This window comes from Streptomyces sp. CA-294286, assembly GCF_050947155.1.
Taxonomy (GTDB): domain Bacteria; phylum Actinomycetota; class Actinomycetes; order Streptomycetales; family Streptomycetaceae; genus Streptomyces.
This window is the reverse complement of sequence record NZ_CP192004.1, coordinates 623,254-645,014: the sequence shown is the minus strand read 5'-3', so window position 1 is coordinate 645,014 and position 21,761 is coordinate 623,254. Positions and strand designations below refer to the sequence as shown.

Below are 21,761 nucleotides of genomic sequence, written 5' to 3'. Positions count from 1 at the left end.
GGCTGAACCGAGCCGGACCCTCCGTACCCCGACCGGAAGGCACGATCCGTGAAGCACCCGCAAAGACCCGCTCACCACCGCAGCCGCGGCCCCGGACGCCTGGCCGGTCTGCTGACCGCACTGCTCGTCGTCCTGGGGCTGTCCGGCACCGCGCTCGCCGCGCCCGGCGACACGGCACGGCAGGCGCCCGCCGCCGTCCAGGTCCCGGCCCGCTCCATGGACGCCGTCGCGGCGATGCAGCCTAGCTGGAACCTGGGCAACAGCCTGGACGCGATTCCGGACGAGACGTCCTGGGGCAACCCCAGGGCCACCCGGGAACTGTTCAGGACCGTGCGGTCCCAGGGCTTCCGCAGCGTCCGCATCCCGGTGACCTGGAGTGCGCACCAGTCCGACGCCGCGCCGTACGCCGTCGAGGCCGCCTACCTGACCCGTGTCAAGGAGGTCGTCGACTGGGCGCTCGCCGAGGACCTCTACGTGGTGCTCAACGTCCATCACGACTCGTGGCAGTGGGTCGAGAAGATCTCGCAGGACCAGGACCGCGTACTCGCCCGCTACCACGCGCTGTGGACGCAGATCGCCGCGAAGTTCCGCGACGAGCCGCGCGCGCTGCTCTTCGAGAGCATCAACGAGCCGGTCTTCGGGGACGCGACGCCCGCGCGGAAGACGGAGCTGATGCACGAGCTGAACGCCTCGTTCCACGGGATCGTCCGCGCTTCGGGCGGCCGGAACAAGGACCGCCTGCTCGTCCTGACCACCCAGGGCGGCACCCCTTCGCAGGAACTCATGGACGACCTGCACACCACGATCACGGCGCTGCGCGACCGGCACCTGGTCGCGACCGTGCACTACTACAGCTGGTACCCGTTCAGCGTGAACGTCGCGGGCGGCACCCGCTACGACGCCACCGCCCAGAACGACCTGACCGACGCCTTCGCCCGGATGCGCGACACCTTCACCAGCAGGGGCATACCCGTCTACCTCGGCGAGTACGGCCTGCTGAGCTGGCCCGACCACTTCCACCCGGACCGCGTCGAGCGCGGCGAGGCCCTCAAGTACTTCGAGCACGTCGGGCACGCGGCGCGCCGGGCCGGCGTCACCACCGCCCTGTGGGACCCCTTCGCGTACCTGGACCGGGCCACCCTGAAGTGGCGCGACCCCGCCCTCTTCGCCTGGATCAGGTCGAGCTGGACGACCCGTTCGGGAACGGCCTCCTTCGACAAGGTCTACGTCGCGAAATCGAAGCCGGTCACGGCCCAGTCGCTCACCCTCCATCCGAACGGCACCAGGTTCCGGGGGCTGTGGCACGGCGACAGCAAGCTCGCCGAGGGCCGCGACTACACCGTTTTCGACGACCGGATCACCCTCACGGCACGGACGCTGACGCGGCTGACCGGCGACCGGGACCACGGGGTCAACGCGACGCTGGAGGCGCGGTTCTCCCGCGGGCTGCCGTGGAAGGTCGACGTGGTCAGCTACGACACGCCGGTGCTGTCGGACGCCACGGGCACCGCGGCGGAGTTCGCCGTTCCCACCCGGTACCGGGGCGATCAGCTGGCGACGATGGAGGCCACGTACGGCGACGGAACCAACGCAGGGCCGACCGGCTGGACGCCGTTCCAGGAGTTCAACGTGGCGTTCTCGCCCGACTATCCGAAGGGCACGATCATCCTGACCCGCGCGTTCCTCGACGCACTGCGGGAGGGCGGGACGGCCACCCTGACCTTCCACTTCCACAGCGGCGCCAAGGTGAAGTACAAGGTCACCAAGACCGCCGGCTCGGTCACCGGTACGGCGGTCGAGGAGTCCTGACCGACCGGTGCTCCCGGCCGCCCGCGCCCCCGGCGGCCGGGAGCACCGGCGTTCCGCCCGTCCTCGTCCGCTCCTCCGCTCCTCCGCTCCTCCGGTCCTCCCAGCCCCCCAGCCTCCATCCCCTCGTCCCCGAAGGGCCACCATGTCTGCGAACGCTCCAGTGCCCGCCGAACTCAGCAGGTACACACCGGAGTTGTCGGTGCCGGCGGACTTCGACGCCTTCTGGCAGAAGACCCTCGCCGAGGCCCGCGCGCAGAACGGGGCGGTGCGGACCGAACGAGTGACCGGCAGGCATTTGCTGCGCACCGTCGAGGTGGACGACGTACGTCTCCCCGGCTGGCGCGGCGAGCCGGTGGCCGCCTGGCTGCTGCGTCCGTGCGGCGCGGAAGGGCCGCTGCCGGTCGTCGTCACCTACGCGGGCTACAGCGGCGGCCGAGGGCTGCCCACGGACCACCTGCTGTGGTCCGCCGCCGGTTACGCGCAACTCGTCGTCGACAGCCGCGGTCAGGGCCACGACACCCCGGACCGCGGTGAGGGCGACGGCACCCAGTGGGTCGAGGGCTTCATGACCCGCGGCATCGACGCCCCCGCCCACCACTACTACCGACGCCTGATCACGGACTGCGTGCGCGCCGTGGACGCGGTCGCCGAGCTGCCCGGACTGGACAGCGGGCGGGTCGTGGTGGCGGGAGGCAGCCAGGGCGGCGGTCTGGCCCTCGCGGTCGCCGCGCTCGCCCCCGGCCAGGTGACGGCCGCGCTGGTCGACGTGCCGTTCCTGTGCCACTTCCGGCAGGCGGCGCGGACCAGCGAGGACGGACCGTACCAGGAGATCGTCGCGTACCTGCGCCGGCACAGCCCGCACCGCGTCGGGACGGTCTTCGACACGCTCGACTACTTCGACGGCGTCCACTTCGCCCGCCGCGCGACGGCCCCGGCGCTGTTCAGCGTCGGCCTCATGGACCCGACGTGCCCGCCCCTCACGGTCTACGCGGCCTTCAATCACTACGCGGGCGCGGACCGGACCATGACCGCCTGGCCCTTCGCCGACCACGGAGGCGGCTTCGGCCACAACACCGCACTCCAGCTGGAGTGGCTGCACCGGCACGGGCTGGCTCCGCAGCAGTAGCGCGGGCCGACTGCGCAGCAGCAGTAGGTGAAGGGGGCGGGCGGACAGGGCGGGCCGGTTCCCCCGAGGCGTCGGGGCCCCCGCCATCGGCGTGCGCGAGAGCGCCGCCGCCAGGACCGCTGAGCCCCGCCGGACTTGCCGCGCGGGGCTCAGACGTAGTCCCCCGCGGTCGTCCCCCTCGGCGCCCGATTCCCGCGCGGAGGCCAACCTCCCCGCGCGAAGGCCGATACCTGCCCGGAGGCCGATTCCCGCACGGAGGCCCCGGCAACCTTTGCGCCCCCGGCGGTCACTCAGCAGTGCACCATCGGCTCCCTCTCGCGAACGGACTGGCCATGAACACACCGAGGCAGGCCGCACGGCGGCGCAGGCACCGACGCAGGCTGGTCGCGGGCGCCGGGTCGGCGCTGGCCGCCGTCGGGCTCCTCGCCGCCGGCCTGGTCATGACGTTGCGCTCCGACCACGACGGCGGGGCCGCGCCCGCCGCAGCCGCACCGCTCGCCTCTCCCCAGGTGAAACCCGCCGTCCCCACCGCGGGAACAGCGGGGAGCCCGAGCTCGACGACCGTGCCGGCCGGCTCCGCCACCCCGGTGGCCGCCGCGTCCACCGCTGCGGCCCGGCCGACGCCCGCCAAGACCCCGCGGTCCCGGCGCGAGCCCACCCCTTCGCCGCCCCCGTCGGCGCGAGGGGCGCAGTCCCCCGTCCGCCACGGGGTCGCCACCGCCTACGAGGCGGGGGACGGGAACGGCGCCTGCCTGTTCGGTCCGAGCCCCGACCTCATGATCGCGGCCATGAACACCACCGACTACGAGACGTCCCGGGCCTGCGGCGCCCATGTGCTCGTCCGCGCGGCCAACGGCAGATCCGTCACCGTACGGATCACCAACGAATGCCCGCTGCCCTGCGCGCCCGGACAACTCGACCTCAGCCAGCAGGCGTTCGCGAAGCTCGCGGACCTCAAGGTGGGCCGCATCCCCATCACCTGGACCCTGGTGAGTCCGAGCACCTCCGCCACGATCGCCCTGCGGTACAAGACCGGCTCCAGCGCCCACTGGTGCGCCGTCCAGGCGATCGGCCACCGCAATCCCGTCGCCTCGCTGGAGGTCCGTACCGCAGGCGGATGGCGGCGGCTGCCGCGCACCGGCTACAACTACTTCGTCGCCGCGGACGGCAACGGCTGCGGCGGCACGATCCGGCTCACCGACATCCACGGCGAGCGGCTGACCGTCGCAGGGATTCCCGTGCGACCGGACGTCGTGCAGCCCACCGGGGTCCAGTTCGCCCGGCGCTGAGCGACGGTTCCGCGCGCGGAGGGCCGACCGTCGACCGCTCCGTGCGCGAAGGGCCGAGGTGGGTTCGCGCCCGGGGAGGGACGCGGACCCGCCTCGGCCCCGGCAACAGTGGCCTGACGAGGCGTCAGCCGCCGTCAATGGTGAGCTTGTTGGTGGTGAAGTGGTGCCCGCCGGCCGAGGAGGTGATCTCGTAGCCGAACTGGACGTCGCCGATGGTCTCGTTGCCGGGCATCCAGCCCTTGGTGTGCGCGATCCAGCGCAGGATCGGCTTGATGTCCACGGTGCCGGAGCGGGAGTCGGACGTCCGCAGGAACGAGAACACCTGGTTGTGCCCGTTGCTGCCCTTGTAGACGTTCCAACTGTGGCCGCCGAGCGTGACGTTGGCCTGCCAGGTGCCGAGCGGGCCGACGGCTCCGTTGTCGTTGACCCAGAGCATGATCTCGTACTCGTGGTCGGTGTCCCAGATGTCGTACGACGTGTTGTACGCGCCGGACGACGGGACGCTGACGTCGTAGCTGCTGGTGAGCCGGGAGAGGGAGTCGATCGTCTTGTTGATCGTCTTCGTCGAGTTCGGGTACGACTTGATGCCGCCGGTATGGGGGTGGTCGGCCCATACCCCCCAGTTGGTGGCGGAGTTGGCCCAATAGCACTGGCTGCCGGCGCCGGAACCCCAGATGTTGTTGTAGAGCTTGTAGCCGCCCAGGCTGGTGTTGCCCCATTGGTCGCAGGTGTTCCAGACCGCCGCCGAAGCGGGGGCGGCGGCCAGGCCGACGACGGCACCGAAGGCCATCGCCGGTGCCAGCACGGCCCTGCCGACCTTGCGTAGCGCGCTTTTTGCCATGGTGTTCCTTCCACGGGTGGGGGGAAACGCGAGGGGGTGCACCACGCCCCGTGAGGGAGGGGACGCGGTTCTCTCCGGCGACGGGCCCGGGTGGCTGCGCGCCCCGGAATTCATCGAAGCGCTTCGATGTTGCTGTGACATTAAGTGAACAGCCGGAGGCGCACAAGGGTCGTCCCCAAGATTCCTTCCGCAGCCCGAATTGCCCAGCACTCGACCCCTTGGGCAGCTCACCCACCTCGGTCGACGCAACGGCGACGACCTCTTGACACCCGCACAGGGACACGACGAGCATCGAAGCGCTTCACCCTTCGCGTCGACGAGAGAATCAGGGGGTACTCCGTGTGCAGCGCGCAGGGATGCCACGCGGGTTCGCGCTCACGTCGTACGCAGCGCCGTCCGTCGGGCGACGGCTCGGCGCCGCCTGCCGCAGCGGTCAGGAATCGCGGGGCGATCGCGCTTGCCGGTACGGGAGCCCTGCCGGGCCCGTCACTTCCCGACGGGAGCCGGTCCGCTGCTCGCTCGGACGACGAGTTCGGGTTCCAGCAGGAACACCTCCTCGTCGCCCTGCCCGTCGATCTTCGCGACCAGCCGGTCGACGGCGTGCCGCGCCATCTCACGCGCCGGGATCGTGACGGAGGTCAACCGGACCGAACCCTGGAGCGCCACCTGCTCCGGGCAGACGGCGACCACCGAGATGTCCTCGGGCACGGCTCGCCTGTCCTGGCGCAACAGGCTCAGCAGCGGCTCCAGCGCCTGTTCGTTCTGTACGACGAAGCCCGTGACGTCGGGGCGTTCGGTGAAGATCTGCCCGAGGGCGCCGGCCAGCGCGGCGTAGGTGCCCTCGCACGGGCGGTGCAGTACGCGCACCCCGTGCTGGAGCGCGCGGGAACGCAGCCCGTCGATGGTGCGTTCCGCGAAGCCGGTCCTCCGCTCGTACACGGCCGGCGCCTCGCCGATGACGGCGATCTGACGGTGGCCCAGCTGCGCCAGGTGCTCGGCGCAGAGCGCCCCGGCTTCGGCGAAGTCGAGGTCGACGCAGGTGAAGCCGGTGGTCTGCGCGGGGAGACCGATGAGCACGGCGGGCCGGCCGCTTTCGCGCAGCAGGGGAAGGCGGGCGTCGTCCAGCTCCACGTCCATCAGGATGATGGCGTCCGCGAGACCGCTGCCCACCACCCGGCGCACGGCGGCGGGCCCCTCCTCGCCCGTGAGCATCAGGACGTCGAAGCCGTGCTCGCGGGCGTGCGTGGCCACGGCGATGGCGATCTCCATCATCACCGGTACGTACATGTCCGTACGCAGGGGCATCATCAGCGCGATGATGTTGGACCGGCTGCTCGCCAGAGCCCTGGCCCCGGCGTTGGGGTGGTAGCCGAGTTCCTGGATGCTGCGCTCCACCCGTTGCTTCGTCACCTCGGAAATGGTCCGCTTGCCGCTGAGGACGTAGCTCACGGTGCTGGCGGAGACTCCGGCATGCTGGGCTACGTCGGCAAGGGTGACCATCGGATCTCCATGTGATGAAGCGCTTCGACAACGCACTGCACGTCCATATTGGCGAATTGGACGCACAATAGTCTGAGTCGGCGACCCGTGTCCAGAAGCGGCCATCGAAGCGCTTCGACGAGCGATCTCGTCACGGAAGGGGGTCCTCTCGGACCTCGGTCCCCGGCGCGCGCCCCGCGGTCGCGTCGGCGCAGTCGGGATGTCGTCGTGCCGGTCGCCCACGGTCGGGGTGCCGGACGGACGGCTCCAACACCAGGAGGGCGGCGCCGCCCGGGGGGACCGTGCAGACCGGCTTCACCACGTGCCGGAGCCCCCGCCCTCCGGGCCGCCCCCGCCGAAGGAGACGGGAGCGGCCCCGCAAGGAGGCGGGAGCGGCCTCACCAGGAAGCGGCGGGGCGGCAGCCCAAGGAGGCCGACGGTATTACTGAGCCATCTCGTAGGTTCCGGCGAGGGACTCGACCCGGGCCCAGACCTTGGCGGAGCGGGTGGCGTCCACGGCCGGGCGGCGGATCGCGGACAGCGCCCAGTCCTGCTGCTGCGTGGTGGCGGAGTCCTTGCCGTGCAGTTCCACGGCGTGCGCGGAGAAGTCCCGTACGAGAACGGCGCACAGCTCGTCCAGGACGTCCTCGTCGAGGTCGGTCGACTTGGCCTGTTCCAGGACCAGTTGGCCGTGCACGACGAGCGCGAAGAGCTGGCCCACCGAGAGCAGCAGGTCGAGGTCGCGGCTCTGCTCCTCGTCCGGGGCGGCGGTCTTCACGAACTCGCAGAGCGCGTCGGCCTGTTCGCGCAGGAGGGCCACGTTCGGCAGGGCCGCGTACGCGTCGAAGGCGGGTCGCCAGTCGTGGAAGCGGATCGCGCCGAGGCCGCGGGCGGGGCCCTGGCGGAAGAGGAAGTCGTCGTCGGCCGCGTCGCGGCGGGTCGGGACGCTCTCGTAGGGGGCCGGGTCCAGGAGGTGGTTCTTCATGAACTTGAGGATCAGGGCGAGGTTGACGTGGACCGTGCCCTCCAGCTTGGGCAGGCTGCGGATCTCGACGGCCGCCTGGGCGAAGTAGTTGTCCTTCTCGAAGCCCTTCGCGGCGATGACGTCCCACATCAGGTCGACGACCTTCTCGCCCTCGGTGGTCACCTTCATCTTCGTCATCGGGTTGAAGAGGAGGTAGCGGCGGTCGTCGGGGCCCGCGGTGCGGAAGTAGTCGACGGCGCGGTCGCTGAAGAGCTTCATGCCCACGAGGCGTACGTACGCGTCCGTCAACTCGCGGCGCACGTGCGGGAACGCGGTGACGGGGCGGCCGTAGAGGATGCGCTGGTGGGCGTGCGTGACGGCCTCGTACATCGCGTGCTCGCAGATGCCGATGGAGGCGGTGCACAGGTTGAACTTGCCCACGTTGACGGTGTTGAGGGCGGCGTCGAAGGCGGCCCGACCGGTGTGCAGGACGTCGGCGGCGGTGACCGGATAGTCCTCCAGGCGGAACTCGCTCACGTACTTGGAGGAGTCGACGACGTTCTTCACCAGGTGGTACGCGTCGTGGCGGCTGTCCGCGGCGAAGAAGACGTACCCGTCGGGGCCTTCGACGTCCGCGCGCCGGCCGAAGACGGAGACCAGGCCCGCCGCGTTGCCGTTGCCGATGTAGTACTTCGAGCCCGTGGCGCGGAAGCCGCCGTCGCCGTCGGGGGTCAGCAGCATGTCGGTGGAGTAGATGTCCGCGCCGTGCGACTTCTCGGAGAGGCCGAAGGCGAACACCTCGCCCTGGTCGAGGAGTTCGGCCGCGCGGGCGCGGGCGGTGGCGTTGTCGCTCTGCCAGACGGGGCCGAGGCCCAGGATGGTGACCTGCCAGGCGTACCAGTAGTCGAGTCCGTAGAAGCCGAAGATCTCGTTGAGCGCCGCGTTGCGGGCGGTGTCCCAGCGCTTGTCGGCGTTGCCGTCGGCGTCGGCCGCCGGGGTGAGGAAGGTCGCGAACAGGCCCTCCTTCGCGGAGAACGCGAGGAAGTCCGCCAGCCAGGCCCGGGAGCGGTAGTCCTCGATGAGCCGGCGCTTGCCGCGCGCCTCGAACCAGTCGACGGTGGCCCGCAGCAGACGGCGGGTCTCGGGGTCAAAACCCTGGGGGTCGTACGTGTGGGGGTTGAAGAGGAGGGAGTCGGCCATGAGGGGTCTGCCTTTCGCGGCGGGCGGGTCGCTGGGTCGAGGTGCCACCAGGAGATCTTGCTATGCAACTTGTTGCACAAACAAGCGTGGCCGTCCGGTTGAGACACGGCTCACCCGAACGGAACGCCCGCCACCGCCCGGGGCCCGGTCGCCGGTCGCCGGTGCTTGTGGACAGCTCCGCAGCGGTCGCGTGACTTTGCGCCCCGGGGCGTCGGCGGCTGCTCGGACATAGGCTGCGGGGCGGGGGGGTGTCGCTGTCGCCGCGCTCCAGGAGGTGCTCCATGGCGTCGGGTCCCGATGTCCGTGTGCGTCGCGTCTACGACCCGCCCGAGCCGTCCGACGGCTGTCGGGTGCTGGTGGATCGGCTGTGGCCGCGCGGGGTGTCGAGGGAGCGGGCGGGTGTGGACGAGTGGCTCAAGGACGTGGCACCGTCGAGTGCGCTGCGCGCCGCCTTGCACGGCGGCGAGCTGGACTTCCCGGACTTCCGTAGGCGCTACCGGACGGAACTCGCCGAGCCCGGCCGGGCGGCGGCGGTCGACCGGCTGCGGGACCTGGCCCGGACCTCCGCCGTCACCCTGGTCACCTCGGTCAGGGATCCGGACCGCAGCCACGTCGGGGTCCTGGTCGCGGAGCTGACCGGCCGGTAGTGCCCCGGGTCCAGCGCGTGCTGCTATCCGCCGCACACCACCCGCGCGAGCCGCCGCCTCCCGGGCGACGAGTTCACCCGATGCTGCCGTCCGACGCACCGCCGCCGACGCGGGCCGCCGCCTCCCGGGCGATCTGGGCGTAACGACGGAAGAGGACCGGGCGCGTACCGCCGGTCCCGCCGTCCCTGTCGTCGCGTGCCTGGAGGGCCGCCCAGCTCCGCGCGACGAGTGTGCGCGCCTCGGTGCCGGGCCAGGGCCGGGGCAGGAGTTCGGGCGGCAGCAGGGGGTCGGGCTCCAGAGCACGGCTGAGCTCGGCCGCCAACTCGACCGCCACGGTCAGGCGTTGGGTGGCGGTCAGGGGGTCCGGTCCGCCGAGCAGGTAGAGGCGGGGCCGGGCGACCCGGGCGAGGCGGTGGTAGCGGTCGGCGATCTCCGGCAGCGGCCACAGCTCCTGCGCGAGTGCGGCGGGCTCCCGGGTGTCGCCCCTGCGCAGATCGGTGGTGGTGAGGAGGGTGAGCGCGCCGTGGGCGCCGAGTCGGCGGGCGGCCTCCTCCACGTACGGCTCCCAGGCGCCGGCGCTGACGTACAGCCCGCCCTGGAGCGGCGCGCCGCCGAGGTACAGCAGCTTCTCGCGCAGGGCGTCCCGGGCCGGGCGCTCGGACTCGGGCACCGCGAAGGCGGTCAGGTGCCAGACGCCGTCCCAGGGTGCGAGGCCGGCGTCCTGTCGGAAGGCGTACCCGAGGAAGTCGGCGTTCGGCGCGAGGGCGCGGAGCGTGGTCCCGGTCGCGCGCAGCGTGGCTCCGCGACCGCGGCCCTCGTGGCTGAACCGTTCTTCGGCCACGAGACGTTTGACGCACAGCCGTACCTGCTGGTCGCTCATGCCCAGAGCGCCCGCGACGTCGTACAGCTCGTCCGCGGCGACGGTGCCGTCCTCGCGGACGAGTGCGTGGACGAGCATCCGGGTCGGGATCTCGACGTGGTCCGCGGTGGTGTGGTCCGTCACGAGGCGTTCTCCCGGTCCGGGGCGGTGGCCGCGACGGGGCGGCGCATGGTGGTGACCGCGCCGAACCCCAGCAGGCTCCGCAGGTACGGCGTGCGCACGGTCCGTACGGGTGTGTAGCCGCGCCGCTCGTACAGGGCCCTGGTGCGCGGGTTGGTGTCGATGACGTCCAGCCGGACCTCCCGGCAGCCGTGCTCGGCCGCCACTGCCGCCGTCTCGGCGAGGAGCAGGCTTCCGACACCGCGTCCGCGCACCGCCGGGTCCACGGCGATGCCGTCCATGACGAGCTGCCCACGGGCGGGGCGGCGTTCGAACAGGGTGAGGAGGAGGAGCCGGGGCAGTCCGCGCAGGCAGCCGTACGCCCGCAGGACGTCGGCGGCCGTACCGCCGGTGAGGGCCCGGCCGCCGAGCTGGTGGCCGGCCAGACCGACGAGCCGGCCGTCGAGGAGCGCGCACACCGCGCGGTCGCGGTGCAGATGGGCGGCGAGGAAGGGAACCGCCTTGTCCGGCGGGTTCAGGGCGGGGCCGAGCTTGCGGCCGAAGGCGTCCCAGTAGAGCTCCGCCGCCCGTCGTTCGGTCCCGGCCGGGAGACCGCGTCGCACCGTCACCTCCCCGGTCCCGCCCGCGTGGGCCTCTTTGTTCGGCGCGTCCTGGGCCATGGCGTTCCCCGTTCCCGTCGTCTCCGTCACCCTTGCGTGCTCCGAAACTATCACTTGCCAAACGGTCGTACCAGAGACGATAGTTTTTCGGAGCGTACGAAGAAGCAGCAGACCCCGACGGAGGCGGCCCGATCCCATGTGCCCGAAGACACGTCCCCCTCGACGCGGCCGACGCGCCGTCGTCGTCACGCTCGTCACGGCGCTGCTCGTGACCGCCGGGCTCACCGGGGTGGTCCTGTGGCAGCACTCGTACGCCATGACGGAGCAGCGGGTCACCATCCGGCACGGCGGTCACACCCTGCACGGCGTCCTGGCCGCTCCCGAGGACGGCCGCGCGCGGCACGGCCTGGTCGTGGTCGTGCACGGCGACGGGCCCGTGAACGCCACGCACGACGACGGGTACAAACCCCTGTGGGAGGCGAACGCCCGCGCCGGGTACGCCACCCTGTCGTGGGACAAGCCCGGCGTCGCGGGTGCGCCCGGCGACTGGCTCGCCCAGTCGATGGACGACCGGGCCGACGAGGTGGCCGCCGCGGTCGCCTGGGCGCGCGCCCGCCCCGACGTGGACGGCGACCGGATCGGTCTGTGGGGCGCGAGCCAGGCGGGCTGGGTCCTGCCGAAGGCCGCCGCGAGGACACGGGTGGGCTTCGTCGTCGCGGTGTCGCCCGCGGTGAACTGGCTCCGGCAGGGTCGTCATCACCTGCTCGCGACGCTGCGCGCGGAGGGCGCGTCCGAGGCCCGCATCCGGGCCGCGGTCGCCCGGAGCGACGCCGTCCGCCGGCTGCTGGAGCGCCGGGCCACCTTCGAGGAGTACGTGCGGGCGGTGGACGGCGACACGGACGGCATGACCGCCGCCCGCTGGGGTTTCGTCTCCAGGAACCACACCGCCGACGCCACCCGCGACCTTCGCGCCCTGCGCGGCGTGCCGGTGCTGCTGGCGCTCGCGGGCCACGACCTCAACGTGGACACGGCCGACACGGAACGGGGCTACCGCGCCGCGCTGGACCCGGGCGGCGCCCTGACGGTCCGCCACTACCCGGACGCCGCCCACTCCCTGGTGCGGAAGTCCGTCGAGGACTCCGGGCCCGCGCTCGCCCTCACGGCCCTCCTGGCCCCGCGCGCGCTCTTCGCCGCCGGATTCCTGGACGACCAGCGGCGGTTCCTGGCGGACCGGGCGGCGGTTCCTGGCGGGCCCGGCGGCCGGGGTGGCCCACCGACGGCAGGTCCCGTCAGGGCCGGGGGTGCACGCGCGTACGTCCGTGCCCGTACGTCCGTGCCCGTACGTTGCGCCGCCTCAGTGACCTGTCCGGAAAACTGCGTCAACATCGCTCCCCTTCGCGGACTGGCGCGTTGGACCGGGTGACCGTTCGTACACCGAAGGAGATCGTGTTGAGCCGTACGAGCAGGAAGCACAGGACCGGCCGGACGAGCACGGGCAGGACGGCCAAGAAGGGGCGCAAGCACCGCCGGGTGAACCTGACGCCCCGGCCGGTGACCCCGGCGGCCCGGCGCGAGGACCGGTCGGCGGGCGAGCGGGCGGCCGCCGAAGGCGCCGCGGCGGCCGAGGTCGCGCGGGAGACCCGGGCCGCTCCGCAAGCCGGTGCCGCTCCGCAGACCGAGGTCGCCCCGCAGCCCGGTGCCGCTCCGGCGGGCGCCGTCGCATCAGCGGGCGCGGTCGCTCCGGCGGACGCCGTGTCCGCGACGGCCGCCCTCGAAGGGCTGAGCCGCAACGCGCAGCGCACCCTGGCCTGTCTGTACGACACCGGCGCGCACGGGGCCACCCCGGAGGCACTGGGCGAGGCGGTCGGCTACACGGCGCGTACCGTCGCCAAGCACTTGGACGGGCTGGCCCGCAACGGCCTGGTGGTACGGCAGGCGGACGGCAGATGGTCCGCCGTCGACCCCCAGCCCGGCGGCCCGGACCACGGGCCCCGTCTCCCCGCACAGGATTCCGCGCGGTCCCGCGCACACGACCCCGCGCGGGACGGTCTCAGAAGTGGCGCGTAAAGGCTGCCTCTCGGAAGCGGCGCATAGGAGCTGCGTACGCGAACGCGGCGCGTAGGAGCTGCGTGCTCCGAAGCGGCGCGTAAGAGCTGCGTACGCGAACGCGGCGCCTGGCGGGTGCGGATTCAGAAATGGCGTGTGAAGGGTGTGGCGTCGACGGAGAGCAGGCCGCTGAACGGTTCGTCGAGCTGGTGGATGAGCAGCACCATGAAGGCGATGAGCCCCGAGAGGCCCATGACCATGACGACGTGGCTCAGGCTCCGCTCCACCCCGAACATGAACATGAACGCGACGGTGAGCACACCACCGACGATCAGTCCGAACCACAGGACGGGCGGCAGTCCGTCGTCCGCGTCCGCCTCGCGTCCGCGCCGGGCGTCGTCCAGCAGGACGAGCTGGACGAGCGTCTCCTGGGCGGTGGCCTGCTGGGCCCGGGTCGCGCCTTCGGGGACCTGCCCGGCGGACCGCAGGCCGCTCAGCAGTTGCCAGCCGTGCCCGTCGGGCAGCTCTCCCCGTTCCATCGCGGGCCACTCGACGTCCGTGACGTGCCGGACGTAGGCCTCCACCCCGGACTTCATCCGCTCCCGCTGAGCGGCGGGCAGCCCGTCGGCCAGCAGGTGGACCTGGTGGGCGGCGCCCGCCTCCGCCTGGACGTGCTCCTCGGCGCTGGAGTTCGCGTCCCACACGCTGACCAGTGCCAGGCCCAGCACCAGGGCGTACAGCACGCCGACCATCATGGAGATGTACTCGGCGACGTCCTCACGCGGTTCGTCGTCGGGTCCCATCGGCCAGAAGTGGTGCTTGACGAGGACGGCGGCTGCACCGAGCAGCGCGACGCCGAGGACGATCGCGAGGGTTTCGGTCATCGTTCTGCTCCGGCTTCCTGTCGTCGGCTGCCTCTCGGCAGGAATGCGTCAATGTCTGCGGGACCCCAGGACCGCGGCTGCCACCGCGGCGGGAAGCAGGACGAGAAACAGGGCGACGGCCACCCCGATGCCTGTCGGGCTGCGCTCGCCCCGCAGGAAGCGGCCCACGGCGGCACGCCCGTCCTGGGGTTGTTGCGCGGCGGACCGTTCGCGCTGCTCGGCGGACTGGTCCGGCTGTGCGGAGGGTTGTTCCGGCTGGTCGGCCGGGTTCTGCGGTACGACGCCTTCCGGTCGCTCGGCGGGGTCCTCCGGTACGGCGAGGCCGGGCGGAAGAGCCAGACCTGGAGGCAGAGCCAGACCTGGAGGCAGAGCCAGACCTGGAGGCAGAGCCAGGCCCGGCGGAACGGCGAAACCCGGCGGAACAGCGAGCCCGAACGGCACGGTCAGGCCCGGCGGAACGGCGAAACCCGGCGGAACCGCCAGGCCGAACGGCACAGTCAGGCCCGGCGGCACCCCCGCGCCCGGCGGCACGGTGAAACCGAACGGCACGGTGAAACCGAACGGCACGGCGGGACCGGGAGGCAGAGCCAGACCTGGAGGCAGAGTCAGGCCGGGCGGAACCGCGCCCCCCGGCGGAACCGCAAGGCCGGGCGGCACCGCCCCGCCCGGCGGAACCACCCCGCCCGGCGGTACCGCCCCTCCCGGCGGAACCATCCCTCCCGGCGGAACCGCGAGTCCGGGTGGAACCGCGACACCCGGCGGAATCGCGAGACCCGGGGGCACGCCGGCGGGCGGCTCGGCCCCGCCCGCGGCTCCCGCCCCCGCTCCGGGCAGTGCCTCGGGCGGGACACCGGGGCGGGCGGGCGCCCCGGGTGCCCCGGAGCCGCCCGCTCCCCCTGCCGCGGCCCCCGGAGGGCCGTTCGGCGCGGGTCGCTGCGGTGCGGGGGGCCGGGCCGGCGCGGGCGGCGGCGTCCTGGGAATGACGAATCGGGCCGAGGAGCGGGCGGTGAGGGGAGGCGGTGCCACGGACTCTCCCCGCCGCCCGAGGGTGCGGATGCGGTCGGTCCCCCGGGCGCGGCCTTCCGCGAGGTGGGTTCCGGGCGGGCGGCGGACCGTGGTGGTGCAGGTCGCGGACGTTCCCGGGGACAGCCGCGCGACGACCGGCCCGACCCCGCCCGCGCAGACGATGCGGGGAGCGGCGGCCCGGGTGAAGGAAGCGCGGGTCGCGGAGGCGCGTGGGGAGGAAGCGCGGGTAAGGGCAGCGCGGGTGAAGGCAGCCCGGGTCACGGAGGCGTGTGGGGAGGAACCACGGGGGGCGGAGGCGCGGGTTGCGGCGGTTCGGGGGGAGGCGAGGGCGGCGTCGGTGACCGTGACGGCGTACACCGTGCGGTTGCCCGTGTTGGTCACCACGTAGCGCACTTCGGCTCGTGACGGGCCGGTGACCCGGGCGGTCTGTGTCAGCCTCAGCTCTCCGCCGACCCCTGCGTAGCCGGACCTGGCGGTGGCCCGCACGGTCGTGCGCAGGTACGGGATCCGTCCGGTGGCCACCGCGTCCGAGGTCCAGCTGCCCGGCCGCGCGGGGGCCTGTGCCGTGCAGGTGACCGTGCGCAGGCCGGGGAGCAGCGCCACGCGGTCGCCGCCGCCGGGACAGCGGATCCGTGCTCCCGGCAGTCCGGGGTCCACCACCCGCAGCCCGTGCAGGTCGGCACCGCCCCTGTTGATCAGCCGGTACGACTTGACGACGGGCGCGCGCACCCGGATGCCCGGTTTCAGCGCGCCCAGGCCCGGCCTGGTGTTCACCGTGACCCGGAGCGTCAGCCCGCCGCTGCCCGCCCCGTCGGCGACAGCCAGGGGTGTGCTTCCCGCAGCGGCGACCGAGGCGAGCAGGCACGGCAGGAGCAGCCGTGCGAGCCCTTGTGCCCGTGCGAGGAAGAACGCTCCGCTCCGGATCGGCATGATGATCACACCAACACGCTCATGAACGGGCCGCACTTCGTGGGCCAGGCGCGCCGGGCGGCGACCGCCCACCACTCAAATGCTTCCCGCGGGAACGCGGCGCCGTCGGCCCCGGGGCGGGCCCGGCGGAACCGGGCGCAGGGCGAACCCGGCCCGGTCCTGCCAGCGTTCGCCGTCCCGGACGATGAGCTGGACCGTGTCGATGCGGCAGGTCAGCGGCAGCAGCGGGGCGAGTTCGCGCTCCAGGGCGTCGTACGCGGCGTCCTGGGTGGCGGGGCCCTCGTGGTTGGCGATCGTCAGGTGGGGGGCGAGTCCGGGGCCGAAGATGCCGCGGTACGGGACAGCCTCGGGCCAGCGCCGGGTGAGGTCCTCGGTGAGGGCGCGTACCGGGGCGTGCGGTCGCGGGTCGAGGTAGAGCACGCCGGGGTAGCGGTCGAACCGGGCGAGGGTGAGGGTGAACGCGTCGTGGCCGCCGAGGAGGGCGGAGAGTTCACGGCGGAACGCGGCGTCCATCCGGCTCTCGTGCACGAAGGGATAGAGCACCGTCACGTGGGCGGGGAATCCGGCCCGGACCAGCGGATCGGCCTCCGGGACCCGCAGGGTGAGCGCCGTGTCGCCGGGCACGTCCGGCCACCCCTCGCCCATGCTCCCCGCCTCTCGCCCTCGTACGCCGTACCTCTCATACGCCGTACCCCTCGTGCCCCCGCACGCCCGTGATGGTCGCATCCGGCCCGGCGGGCGGGCACACCGGGTGCCTCTGGGTCCGGCGGGCGGGCACACCGGGCGCCCCTCGGTCCGGTTGGTCCGGCCGGGTGAAGGGACGGGCCCGTGGCGAGAGCGGGCCGTCAAAACGTGTTTCATTACGTCATTTCGTCATATCAGTGCATTACTGTCCGGCTTTCCCAGGGAAAGAACCAAGGAGACGCCCGTGTTCGCTGAGGTCCAGGTACTGATGGCGCAGACACTGCGGATTCCGGCCGCCGACATTCACCGGTCCCAGACGTGGGAGGACCTGGACGTGGACTCGCTCGCGAGGGCGGAACTCTGCGTCGCGCTGGAGACCGCGTACGGGCGTGAGGTGGACGGGGACCGGCTGGCGCGGGCCAGGACCGTCGACGAGCTGGTCGCCCTGGTCGAGGCGGGGCTCGGCCGGTGACCGTGTCGACCGTGGCGATCACCGGCCTCGGGCTGGTGACCCCGGCGGGCGTCGGCGTACCGGCGAGCTGGGCGGCGATCTGCGGGGGGCGCGGCACGGCGCTGCGGGAACAGGACGACACCCCGGGGCCGGGTCCGCAGGACTCCGGGAAGCGTCCCGCGTACGTGACCTGCCGGGTCCCCGGGTTCGATGCCGACGCGCTGCTCGGGGCGCAACGGGCGCGCCGACTGGAGCGGTTCAGCCAGTTCGCGCTCGTCGCCGCGGCCGAGGCCCTCGCCGACGCCGGGCTCGACGCCGAGGACTGGGACGGCACGCGGGTCGGGGTCGTCCTGGGCACCGCGTTCGGCGGCGTCCATGCCTACACGGCCGCCCAGCAGACCGTCGACCGGGTGGGGGCGTACGCCGTCTCGCCGCTGATGCTGCCGCTGTTCCTGCCCAACATGGTCGCCGGGCAGGCCGCCCTCGCCTTCCGTGCCACCGGCCCCTGTCTGACGGTCAGTACGGCCTGCGCCTCCGGCGCCACCGCCCTCGGCACCGCCCGCGACCTGCTGCTCGCCGGGCGCTGCGACGTCGTGGTCGCGGGCGGCACCGACGCCTCGCTGACGCCCGCCGTTCTCGCGGGTTTCGGCCGCCTCGGGGCGCTCGCCGACCCGGACGGCGGCGAACCGGCCGCCGCCTCCCGCCCCTTCGACACCGCCCGCGACGGTTTCGTGACCGCCGAGGGCGCGGGCGTGCTGATCCTGGAACGGGAGACGCACGCCCGGTCCCGCGGCGCCCGGGTGCACGCCCGTCTCGCCGGCTACGGGGCCACCGCCGACGCCCACCACCCGGTGGCCCCGCACCCCCGGGGGGCCGGGCTCGAAGCGGCGGTGCGCGGCGCGCTGGCCGACGCGGGGCTCTGCGCGTCGGCCGTGGACCACGTCAACGCGCACGCCACGGGCACGCCCCGCGGCGACGCGGTGGAGGCCGACGTGCTGCAGCGGCTGTTTCCGCACCGCCCGCCGGTGACCTCCGTCAAGGGCGTCACGGGGCACACCCTGGGCGCCGCGGGCGCGATCGAGGCGGTCTGCTCGGTGCTGTCCGTCGCCCGCGCGACGCTCCCGCCCACCGCGAACCTCGCCGCCACGGACCCCGGCAACGGACTGGACATCGTGCGCCGCGCCGTACGCCGGGAGGTCGCCACCGTGCTCACCACCTCCGTCGGGTTCGGAGGGCAGAACGCGGCGCTGGTGGTGACCGCGCCGTGACGGTACGGCCGGCGCGCCGGATCCGGTGGCGGGCGGCGGTGCGGGGGCTGCGGCTGCTGGGGGTGTACGTGGCGCGCTTCGAGGTCCCGGTGCTGGTGGCGGCGGTGCGCGGCCGGGCCCGGAGCGCGCCGGACTGCGGGCGGCTCCTCGCCCGGCTGTCCCATCGCCTGTTCACCGACGGTTTCCGCCGGGCGGGTCTCGTCCTGGACACCTCGGACGGTCTGCCGCTGCCCGCCGCCGGCCGTCCGGTGGTGGCCTTCCTGCGGCACGCGGGCCCGCTCAACTTCCACCTCGCGGCGCTGGTCGCCTGCCACGTCCTGGAGCGCGACCTCCTCAGCGTGGGGCGGTCCCTGCCCGGCCGGGACCCCGCCGTCGGGATCCTGGTGCGGCCGCTGAAGGTGGAGCTGATCCGGTGGGACCGCGACGGGCCGGTCCGGGCCATGCGGATGCTGATCGTCCACTCCCGTGACCTGGCGCCCCGCGAGGTCCTCGCCTACTTCCCCGAGGGCGTGAGCACCACGGCCGCCGCGCGTCGCCGGGTGCTGGCCGACCTCGACCGCACCGACCCCGCACGGGCCCGGTGGGCACGCCGGTTGCGGTACGTGCTGCCCCCGGTCCGTGCGGGCGCCGCACGGGTGCTGGCGCAGGCGAAGGACGCCGACGTCCTCGTCGTCGCGCACACCGGCCTGGAGGACCTGCTCGGCGGCACCGTCGACCTCGGGTACCCGCCGCGCGCGGACCCGGACGACCACCGGGTCCACCTGGCGTGGTGGCACACGCGTGCCGAGGACGTTCCCCGTGAGCCCGCCGCGGCCGCCGACTGGCTCGACGCGCAGTGGGCGTCGACGGAGGAGTGGATCGCCCGCAAACGGGGCGTCCCTGCGGAAGGAGGCGGCGGCCGTACCGAGGGAAGCTCCGACCGCACGGGGCGGACTCCCGACCGTACGGGGCCGACTCCCGGCCGTACGGGCGACGCCCCGGGGCCCTACGGCGGCCCGCGCACCGATCCGGCGGCCGACGCCGCCTCCCTCGTCCCCGTACCCCTGGAACCACCTCACCCCGGCGGGAGCCCTCAGCCATGACCGACCACGCCTCCTCCCCGTCCCCCGCCCCCGCCGCGGCCGGGTCCCGCGTCGCGTTCGTCCTGGGCGGCGGCGGGGCGCTCGGCGGCTATCAGGCGGGCATGGTCCGGGCCCTGCTCGCGCGGGGCGTCGTGCCGCAGGTCGTCATCGGCACCTCGATCGGCTCCGTGCAGGGCGCCATGATCGCCAGGAATCCGACTCCGTCCGTCTGCGAGGAACTGGAGGACTTCTGGCGGGCCTTCGTCGCGGACAGGGCGATGCGGCTCACCCCGCGCAGTCTGCTCAACGCCATGGCCCTGCGCCCCGCCCTCAACTCCCCCGACGTCGTCCGCAGGATCCTGACCGCCCGCCTCGGCGCCACCACCCGCATCGAGGACCTGGCGGTGCCCTACCAGTGCACCGCCGCCTCGATCGAACGGGCGACGGTCCGCTACTTCGACTCCGGGCCGCTCGTGCCCGCCGTCCTGGCGTCCTCCGCGGTCCCGGGGCTGTGGCCGCCGGTGCGGATCGGCCAGGAGCACTACGTCGACGGCGGCGTCGCCGAGTCGGTCCCGATCACCCGGGCCATCGCGTGCGGCGCGACGACGGTGTACGTGCTGCGGATGCGGCAGAAGGAGAAGGCGCTCAAGCCCGCCCGCTTCCCCTGGCAACTGGGCTCCACCATCTTCGAGTTGTCCCGTCGGCACACCCTGCACCACGTCCTGAACAACCGGCCCCCGGGAGTGACGGTGCATGTCCTGCCCAGCGGCGAGGAGCTGATGGAGCCGCCGGACAACGGGGCGTGGACCTCCAAGCGCGAGGAGCTGGCCACCATCCACCGCCGTGCCGAGAGCGGTTACCGCGCGACGAACCGCTACCTCGACGACCTGGAGAGCCGGCGGCCCGTCGCCCCCCGGCGCAGCGCACTCAGCGTGGCCGCGGTCCCCGGGCCGCTCACCGCGTTCGTCGCCGGGAAGCTGCGCGCGCACTTCGACGTGTTCGACGCCGACGGCGACGGCAGCGTCACCGCCGCGGACTTCCACCGCACCGCCGCGCGGATCGCCGACGCCTTCGGACACCCTTCCGGCAGCGCGCACGTGGCGGCCCTGCACGGGGCGTTCGCCGCGTACTGGGCCGGTCTGACCGCGCGAACGGCCGCTTCCCGTGCGGGAGTCGACGGAGCGGGCGACCGTACGGGAGCGGGCGCGACCGGGCCGGGCGAGGAGGGCCCCGGGACACTGGACCGCGACGCGTTCGGCGCGGCCCTCGCCCGGCTCTGCGTCACCCCCGCCGCGTACGACGAGCATCTGCTGCCCGTGGTGTCGGCGATCCTCTCCGCGGCCGACCAGGACAACGACGGCTTCCTGAACTCCGCCGAGACCCGCAACCTGCTGCACGCCCTCGGGGTGGCCGAGGGCGACAGCACGGCCGTCGCCCGGCGGCTGGACACCAACGGGGACGGGGTCACGAGCCTGGACGAACTGGCCGAGGCGTTCCACGACTACTTCACCAGCGACGAGCCGGGCTGCGTGGGCAACCTGCTGTTCGGCGGGGGACGGTAGGTCACGGCGTGCGGCGGCTGCCGCCGCGGGCGCTGAGGGCGCGGATGGGTCCGATCAGCGCCCGGTAGACCGGCCGCACCACCCGGCCGGGAAGACGGCGGTGGCGTTCCTCCTGCCAGACCCGCGCCCTGAAGTGGGCGGCGAGGGGCGAGAAGCGGTCGGGGTCCGGGGGCCGGGTGGTGTGGAAGTCGACGCGGCACAGGTGCTTCGTGCTGACGAAGCCGTACTGGCCGGGGCTGACCAGCCGCACGGGCGCGCCGTGGTCGCTGTTCAGCGGCTTCCCGTCGAGCCGGTCGGCCAGCAGGACGTCGTGGGCCAGGGCGTCCTCGATGAGCACGGCGGACCGGTAGCCGTCGAGACCCTCGAACACGACGTGGCTGACCGAGGTGCCGGGGGCGAGCAGCGGTTCGACCTGTGTGCGGTAGAAGGTCGCGAAGGCGACTCCCTCCCACAGCAGGCCCGTTGCCGACCAGCCGGCGACGCAGTGGAAGTCGGCGCGGAGCTCCTGCCGGGGCAGCTTCGCGAGGTCGTCCACCGGTAGCGTCAGGGGCTCGGTCAGCGCCCCGCCGATCACGATGACCGGGTCGGCGGGGACGGGCGGCGGCGGGCGGTGCAGATGGGTGCCGAAGCGTGGGAAGCCTTCAACGGCGCGTTGGCCGGGGGGAAGTGACATGTCGATCCTCCGTGAAAGGGGAGTCGAACGGACCCGGCACCGATACGTGTCGGCGTCCGGGTCCATCATGCCGTCCGGCGTCTCCGGGCGGTCGCCGGGGGTCGGCTAAGCGCTTCGGCTCCCGTGCGGGCGTAGAACCACCAGATGACCAGGACGCAGCTCGCGCGCAAGGCGACGAATCCTCCCACAGCGCACTGGTCACCGCGACCGAGCCGAACAGGG

At 73.4% G+C, this 21,761-nt stretch carries 19 protein-coding genes; 10 read left to right on the top strand and 9 right to left on the bottom strand.

Going from position 1 to position 21,761, the window contains the following annotated elements:
• Positions 1 to 48: 48 nt before the first annotated feature.
• From ACQPZG_RS02830 to ACQPZG_RS02820, 3 genes are all read left to right on the top strand, one after another.
• The gene (locus ACQPZG_RS02830; RefSeq protein WP_433544147.1) at positions 49 to 1,809 is read left to right on the top strand and encodes a cellulase family glycosylhydrolase; all 1,761 of its coding nucleotides are present in this window, start codon (positions 49 to 51) and stop codon (positions 1,807 to 1,809) included.
• A 142-nt stretch (positions 1,810 to 1,951) separates the two neighbouring features.
• Positions 1,952 to 2,935: an acetylxylan esterase gene (locus ACQPZG_RS02825; RefSeq protein WP_433544146.1), complete on the top strand. Its 984-nt coding sequence runs from the start codon at positions 1,952 to 1,954 to the stop codon at positions 2,933 to 2,935.
• A gap of 332 nt (positions 2,936 to 3,267) precedes the next feature.
• Positions 3,268 to 4,224, top strand: a complete 957-nt coding sequence (locus ACQPZG_RS02820; protein ID WP_433544145.1) for an expansin EXLX1 family cellulose-binding protein — start codon at positions 3,268 to 3,270, stop codon at positions 4,222 to 4,224.
• Positions 4,225 to 4,348: 124 nt separating this feature from the next.
• Here the strand turns inward: ACQPZG_RS02820 and ACQPZG_RS02815 are convergent, their stop codons facing one another.
• From ACQPZG_RS02815 to ACQPZG_RS02805, 3 genes are all read right to left on the bottom strand, one after another.
• Positions 4,349 to 5,065, bottom strand: coding sequence for a glycoside hydrolase family 12 protein (locus tag ACQPZG_RS02815; RefSeq protein ID WP_433544144.1), 717 nt, complete (start codon positions 5,063 to 5,065; stop codon positions 4,349 to 4,351).
• 486 nt (positions 5,066 to 5,551) lie between these two features.
• Complete coding sequence (locus ACQPZG_RS02810; protein ID WP_433544143.1) at positions 5,552 to 6,565, bottom strand: LacI family DNA-binding transcriptional regulator; 1,014 nt, start codon at positions 6,563 to 6,565, stop codon at positions 5,552 to 5,554.
• Between the two features lie 421 nt (positions 6,566 to 6,986).
• On the bottom strand, positions 6,987 to 8,708 hold the full coding sequence (locus ACQPZG_RS02805; RefSeq protein ID WP_433544142.1) for an acyl-CoA dehydrogenase family protein: 1,722 nt from the start codon (positions 8,706 to 8,708) through the stop codon (positions 6,987 to 6,989).
• 281 nt (positions 8,709 to 8,989) lie between these two features.
• On the opposite strand from ACQPZG_RS02805, the gene ACQPZG_RS02800 reads away from it, so the two are divergent.
• A complete protein-coding gene (locus ACQPZG_RS02800) occupies positions 8,990 to 9,355 on the top strand; it encodes a DUF488 domain-containing protein (RefSeq protein ID WP_433544141.1) in 366 nt (121 codons plus the stop codon).
• 73 nt (positions 9,356 to 9,428) lie between these two features.
• On the opposite strand, the gene ACQPZG_RS02795 is transcribed toward ACQPZG_RS02800, so the two are convergent.
• The gene (locus ACQPZG_RS02795; protein ID WP_433544616.1) at positions 9,429 to 10,313 is read right to left on the bottom strand and encodes a PaaX family transcriptional regulator C-terminal domain-containing protein; all 885 of its coding nucleotides are present in this window, start codon (positions 10,311 to 10,313) and stop codon (positions 9,429 to 9,431) included.
• Positions 10,314 to 10,354: 41 nt separating this feature from the next.
• A complete protein-coding gene (locus ACQPZG_RS02790) occupies positions 10,355 to 11,014 on the bottom strand; it encodes a GNAT family N-acetyltransferase (RefSeq protein WP_433544615.1) in 660 nt (219 codons plus the stop codon).
• Positions 11,015 to 11,150: 136 nt separating this feature from the next.
• Between ACQPZG_RS02790 and ACQPZG_RS02785 the strand changes: the two genes are divergently transcribed.
• Positions 11,151 to 12,377 carry an alpha/beta hydrolase family protein gene (locus tag ACQPZG_RS02785; RefSeq protein ID WP_433544140.1) on the top strand — a complete coding sequence of 409 codons (1,227 nt, stop codon included), beginning with the start codon at positions 11,151 to 11,153 and terminating at the stop codon, positions 12,375 to 12,377.
• 26 nt (positions 12,378 to 12,403) lie between these two features.
• On the top strand, positions 12,404 to 13,021 hold the full coding sequence (locus tag ACQPZG_RS02780; protein ID WP_433544139.1) for a hypothetical protein: 618 nt from the start codon (positions 12,404 to 12,406) through the stop codon (positions 13,019 to 13,021).
• A 122-nt stretch (positions 13,022 to 13,143) separates the two neighbouring features.
• On the opposite strand, the gene ACQPZG_RS02775 is transcribed toward ACQPZG_RS02780, so the two are convergent.
• The 3 genes from ACQPZG_RS02775 to ACQPZG_RS02765 form a co-directional block, all read right to left on the bottom strand.
• Entirely contained in the window at positions 13,144 to 13,884 is a 741-nt protein-coding gene (locus ACQPZG_RS02775) for a DUF4239 domain-containing protein (protein WP_433544138.1), read from the bottom strand.
• 48 nt (positions 13,885 to 13,932) lie between these two features.
• Complete coding sequence (locus tag ACQPZG_RS02770) at positions 13,933 to 15,849, bottom strand: hypothetical protein (protein WP_433544137.1); 1,917 nt, start codon at positions 15,847 to 15,849, stop codon at positions 13,933 to 13,935.
• 66 nt (positions 15,850 to 15,915) lie between these two features.
• Positions 15,916 to 16,485, bottom strand: a complete 570-nt coding sequence (locus ACQPZG_RS02765; protein ID WP_433544136.1) for a 2'-5' RNA ligase family protein — start codon at positions 16,483 to 16,485, stop codon at positions 15,916 to 15,918.
• A 283-nt stretch (positions 16,486 to 16,768) separates the two neighbouring features.
• On the opposite strand from ACQPZG_RS02765, the gene ACQPZG_RS02760 reads away from it, so the two are divergent.
• From ACQPZG_RS02760 to ACQPZG_RS02745, 4 genes are read left to right on the top strand one after another with little or no spacing between them, the layout of a single operon-like run.
• Entirely contained in the window at positions 16,769 to 16,996 is a 228-nt protein-coding gene (locus ACQPZG_RS02760) for an acyl carrier protein (protein ID WP_433544135.1), read from the top strand.
• Positions 16,993 to 18,243, top strand: coding sequence for a beta-ketoacyl-[acyl-carrier-protein] synthase family protein (locus tag ACQPZG_RS02755; RefSeq protein WP_433544134.1), 1,251 nt, complete (start codon positions 16,993 to 16,995; stop codon positions 18,241 to 18,243). The genes ACQPZG_RS02760 and ACQPZG_RS02755 overlap by 4 nt, the downstream gene beginning before the upstream one ends.
• The gene (locus tag ACQPZG_RS02750) at positions 18,240 to 19,325 is read left to right on the top strand and encodes a hypothetical protein (RefSeq protein WP_433544133.1); all 1,086 of its coding nucleotides are present in this window, start codon (positions 18,240 to 18,242) and stop codon (positions 19,323 to 19,325) included. The genes ACQPZG_RS02755 and ACQPZG_RS02750 overlap by 4 nt, the downstream gene beginning before the upstream one ends.
• A complete protein-coding gene (locus ACQPZG_RS02745) occupies positions 19,322 to 20,866 on the top strand; it encodes a patatin-like phospholipase family protein (RefSeq protein ID WP_433544132.1) in 1,545 nt (514 codons plus the stop codon). The genes ACQPZG_RS02750 and ACQPZG_RS02745 overlap by 4 nt, the downstream gene beginning before the upstream one ends.
• Position 20,867: 1 nt before the next feature.
• Here ACQPZG_RS02745 and ACQPZG_RS02740 read toward each other — a convergent pair whose 3' ends face one another.
• Positions 20,868 to 21,539 (bottom strand): molybdopterin-dependent oxidoreductase, encoded by a 672-nt coding sequence (locus tag ACQPZG_RS02740; protein ID WP_433544131.1) that lies wholly within the window; start codon positions 21,537 to 21,539, stop codon positions 20,868 to 20,870.
• Positions 21,540 to 21,761: the final 222 nt, after the last annotated feature.

Coding starts and splice junctions, on each gene's coding strand:
- ACQPZG_RS02790 (WP_433544615.1), bottom strand. CDS start 11,014: ATGGCCCAGGACGCGCCGAACAAAGAGGCCCACGCGGGCGGGACCGGG.
- ACQPZG_RS02805 (WP_433544142.1), bottom strand. CDS start 8,708: ATGGCCGACTCCCTCCTCTTCAACCCCCACACGTACGACCCCCAGGGT.
- ACQPZG_RS02765 (WP_433544136.1), bottom strand. CDS start 16,485: ATGGGCGAGGGGTGGCCGGACGTGCCCGGCGACACGGCGCTCACCCTG.
- ACQPZG_RS02800 (WP_433544141.1), top strand. CDS start 8,990: ATGGCGTCGGGTCCCGATGTCCGTGTGCGTCGCGTCTACGACCCGCCC.
- ACQPZG_RS02785 (WP_433544140.1), top strand. CDS start 11,151: ATGTGCCCGAAGACACGTCCCCCTCGACGCGGCCGACGCGCCGTCGTC.
- ACQPZG_RS02775 (WP_433544138.1), bottom strand. CDS start 13,884: ATGACCGAAACCCTCGCGATCGTCCTCGGCGTCGCGCTGCTCGGTGCA.
- ACQPZG_RS02820 (WP_433544145.1), top strand. CDS start 3,268: ATGAACACACCGAGGCAGGCCGCACGGCGGCGCAGGCACCGACGCAGG.
- ACQPZG_RS02825 (WP_433544146.1), top strand. CDS start 1,952: ATGTCTGCGAACGCTCCAGTGCCCGCCGAACTCAGCAGGTACACACCG.
- ACQPZG_RS02745 (WP_433544132.1), top strand. CDS start 19,322: ATGACCGACCACGCCTCCTCCCCGTCCCCCGCCCCCGCCGCGGCCGGG.
- ACQPZG_RS02740 (WP_433544131.1), bottom strand. CDS start 21,539: ATGTCACTTCCCCCCGGCCAACGCGCCGTTGAAGGCTTCCCACGCTTC.
- ACQPZG_RS02810 (WP_433544143.1), bottom strand. CDS start 6,565: ATGGTCACCCTTGCCGACGTAGCCCAGCATGCCGGAGTCTCCGCCAGC.
- ACQPZG_RS02795 (WP_433544616.1), bottom strand. CDS start 10,313: ATGCTCGTCCACGCACTCGTCCGCGAGGACGGCACCGTCGCCGCGGAC.
- ACQPZG_RS02815 (WP_433544144.1), bottom strand. CDS start 5,065: ATGGCAAAAAGCGCGCTACGCAAGGTCGGCAGGGCCGTGCTGGCACCG.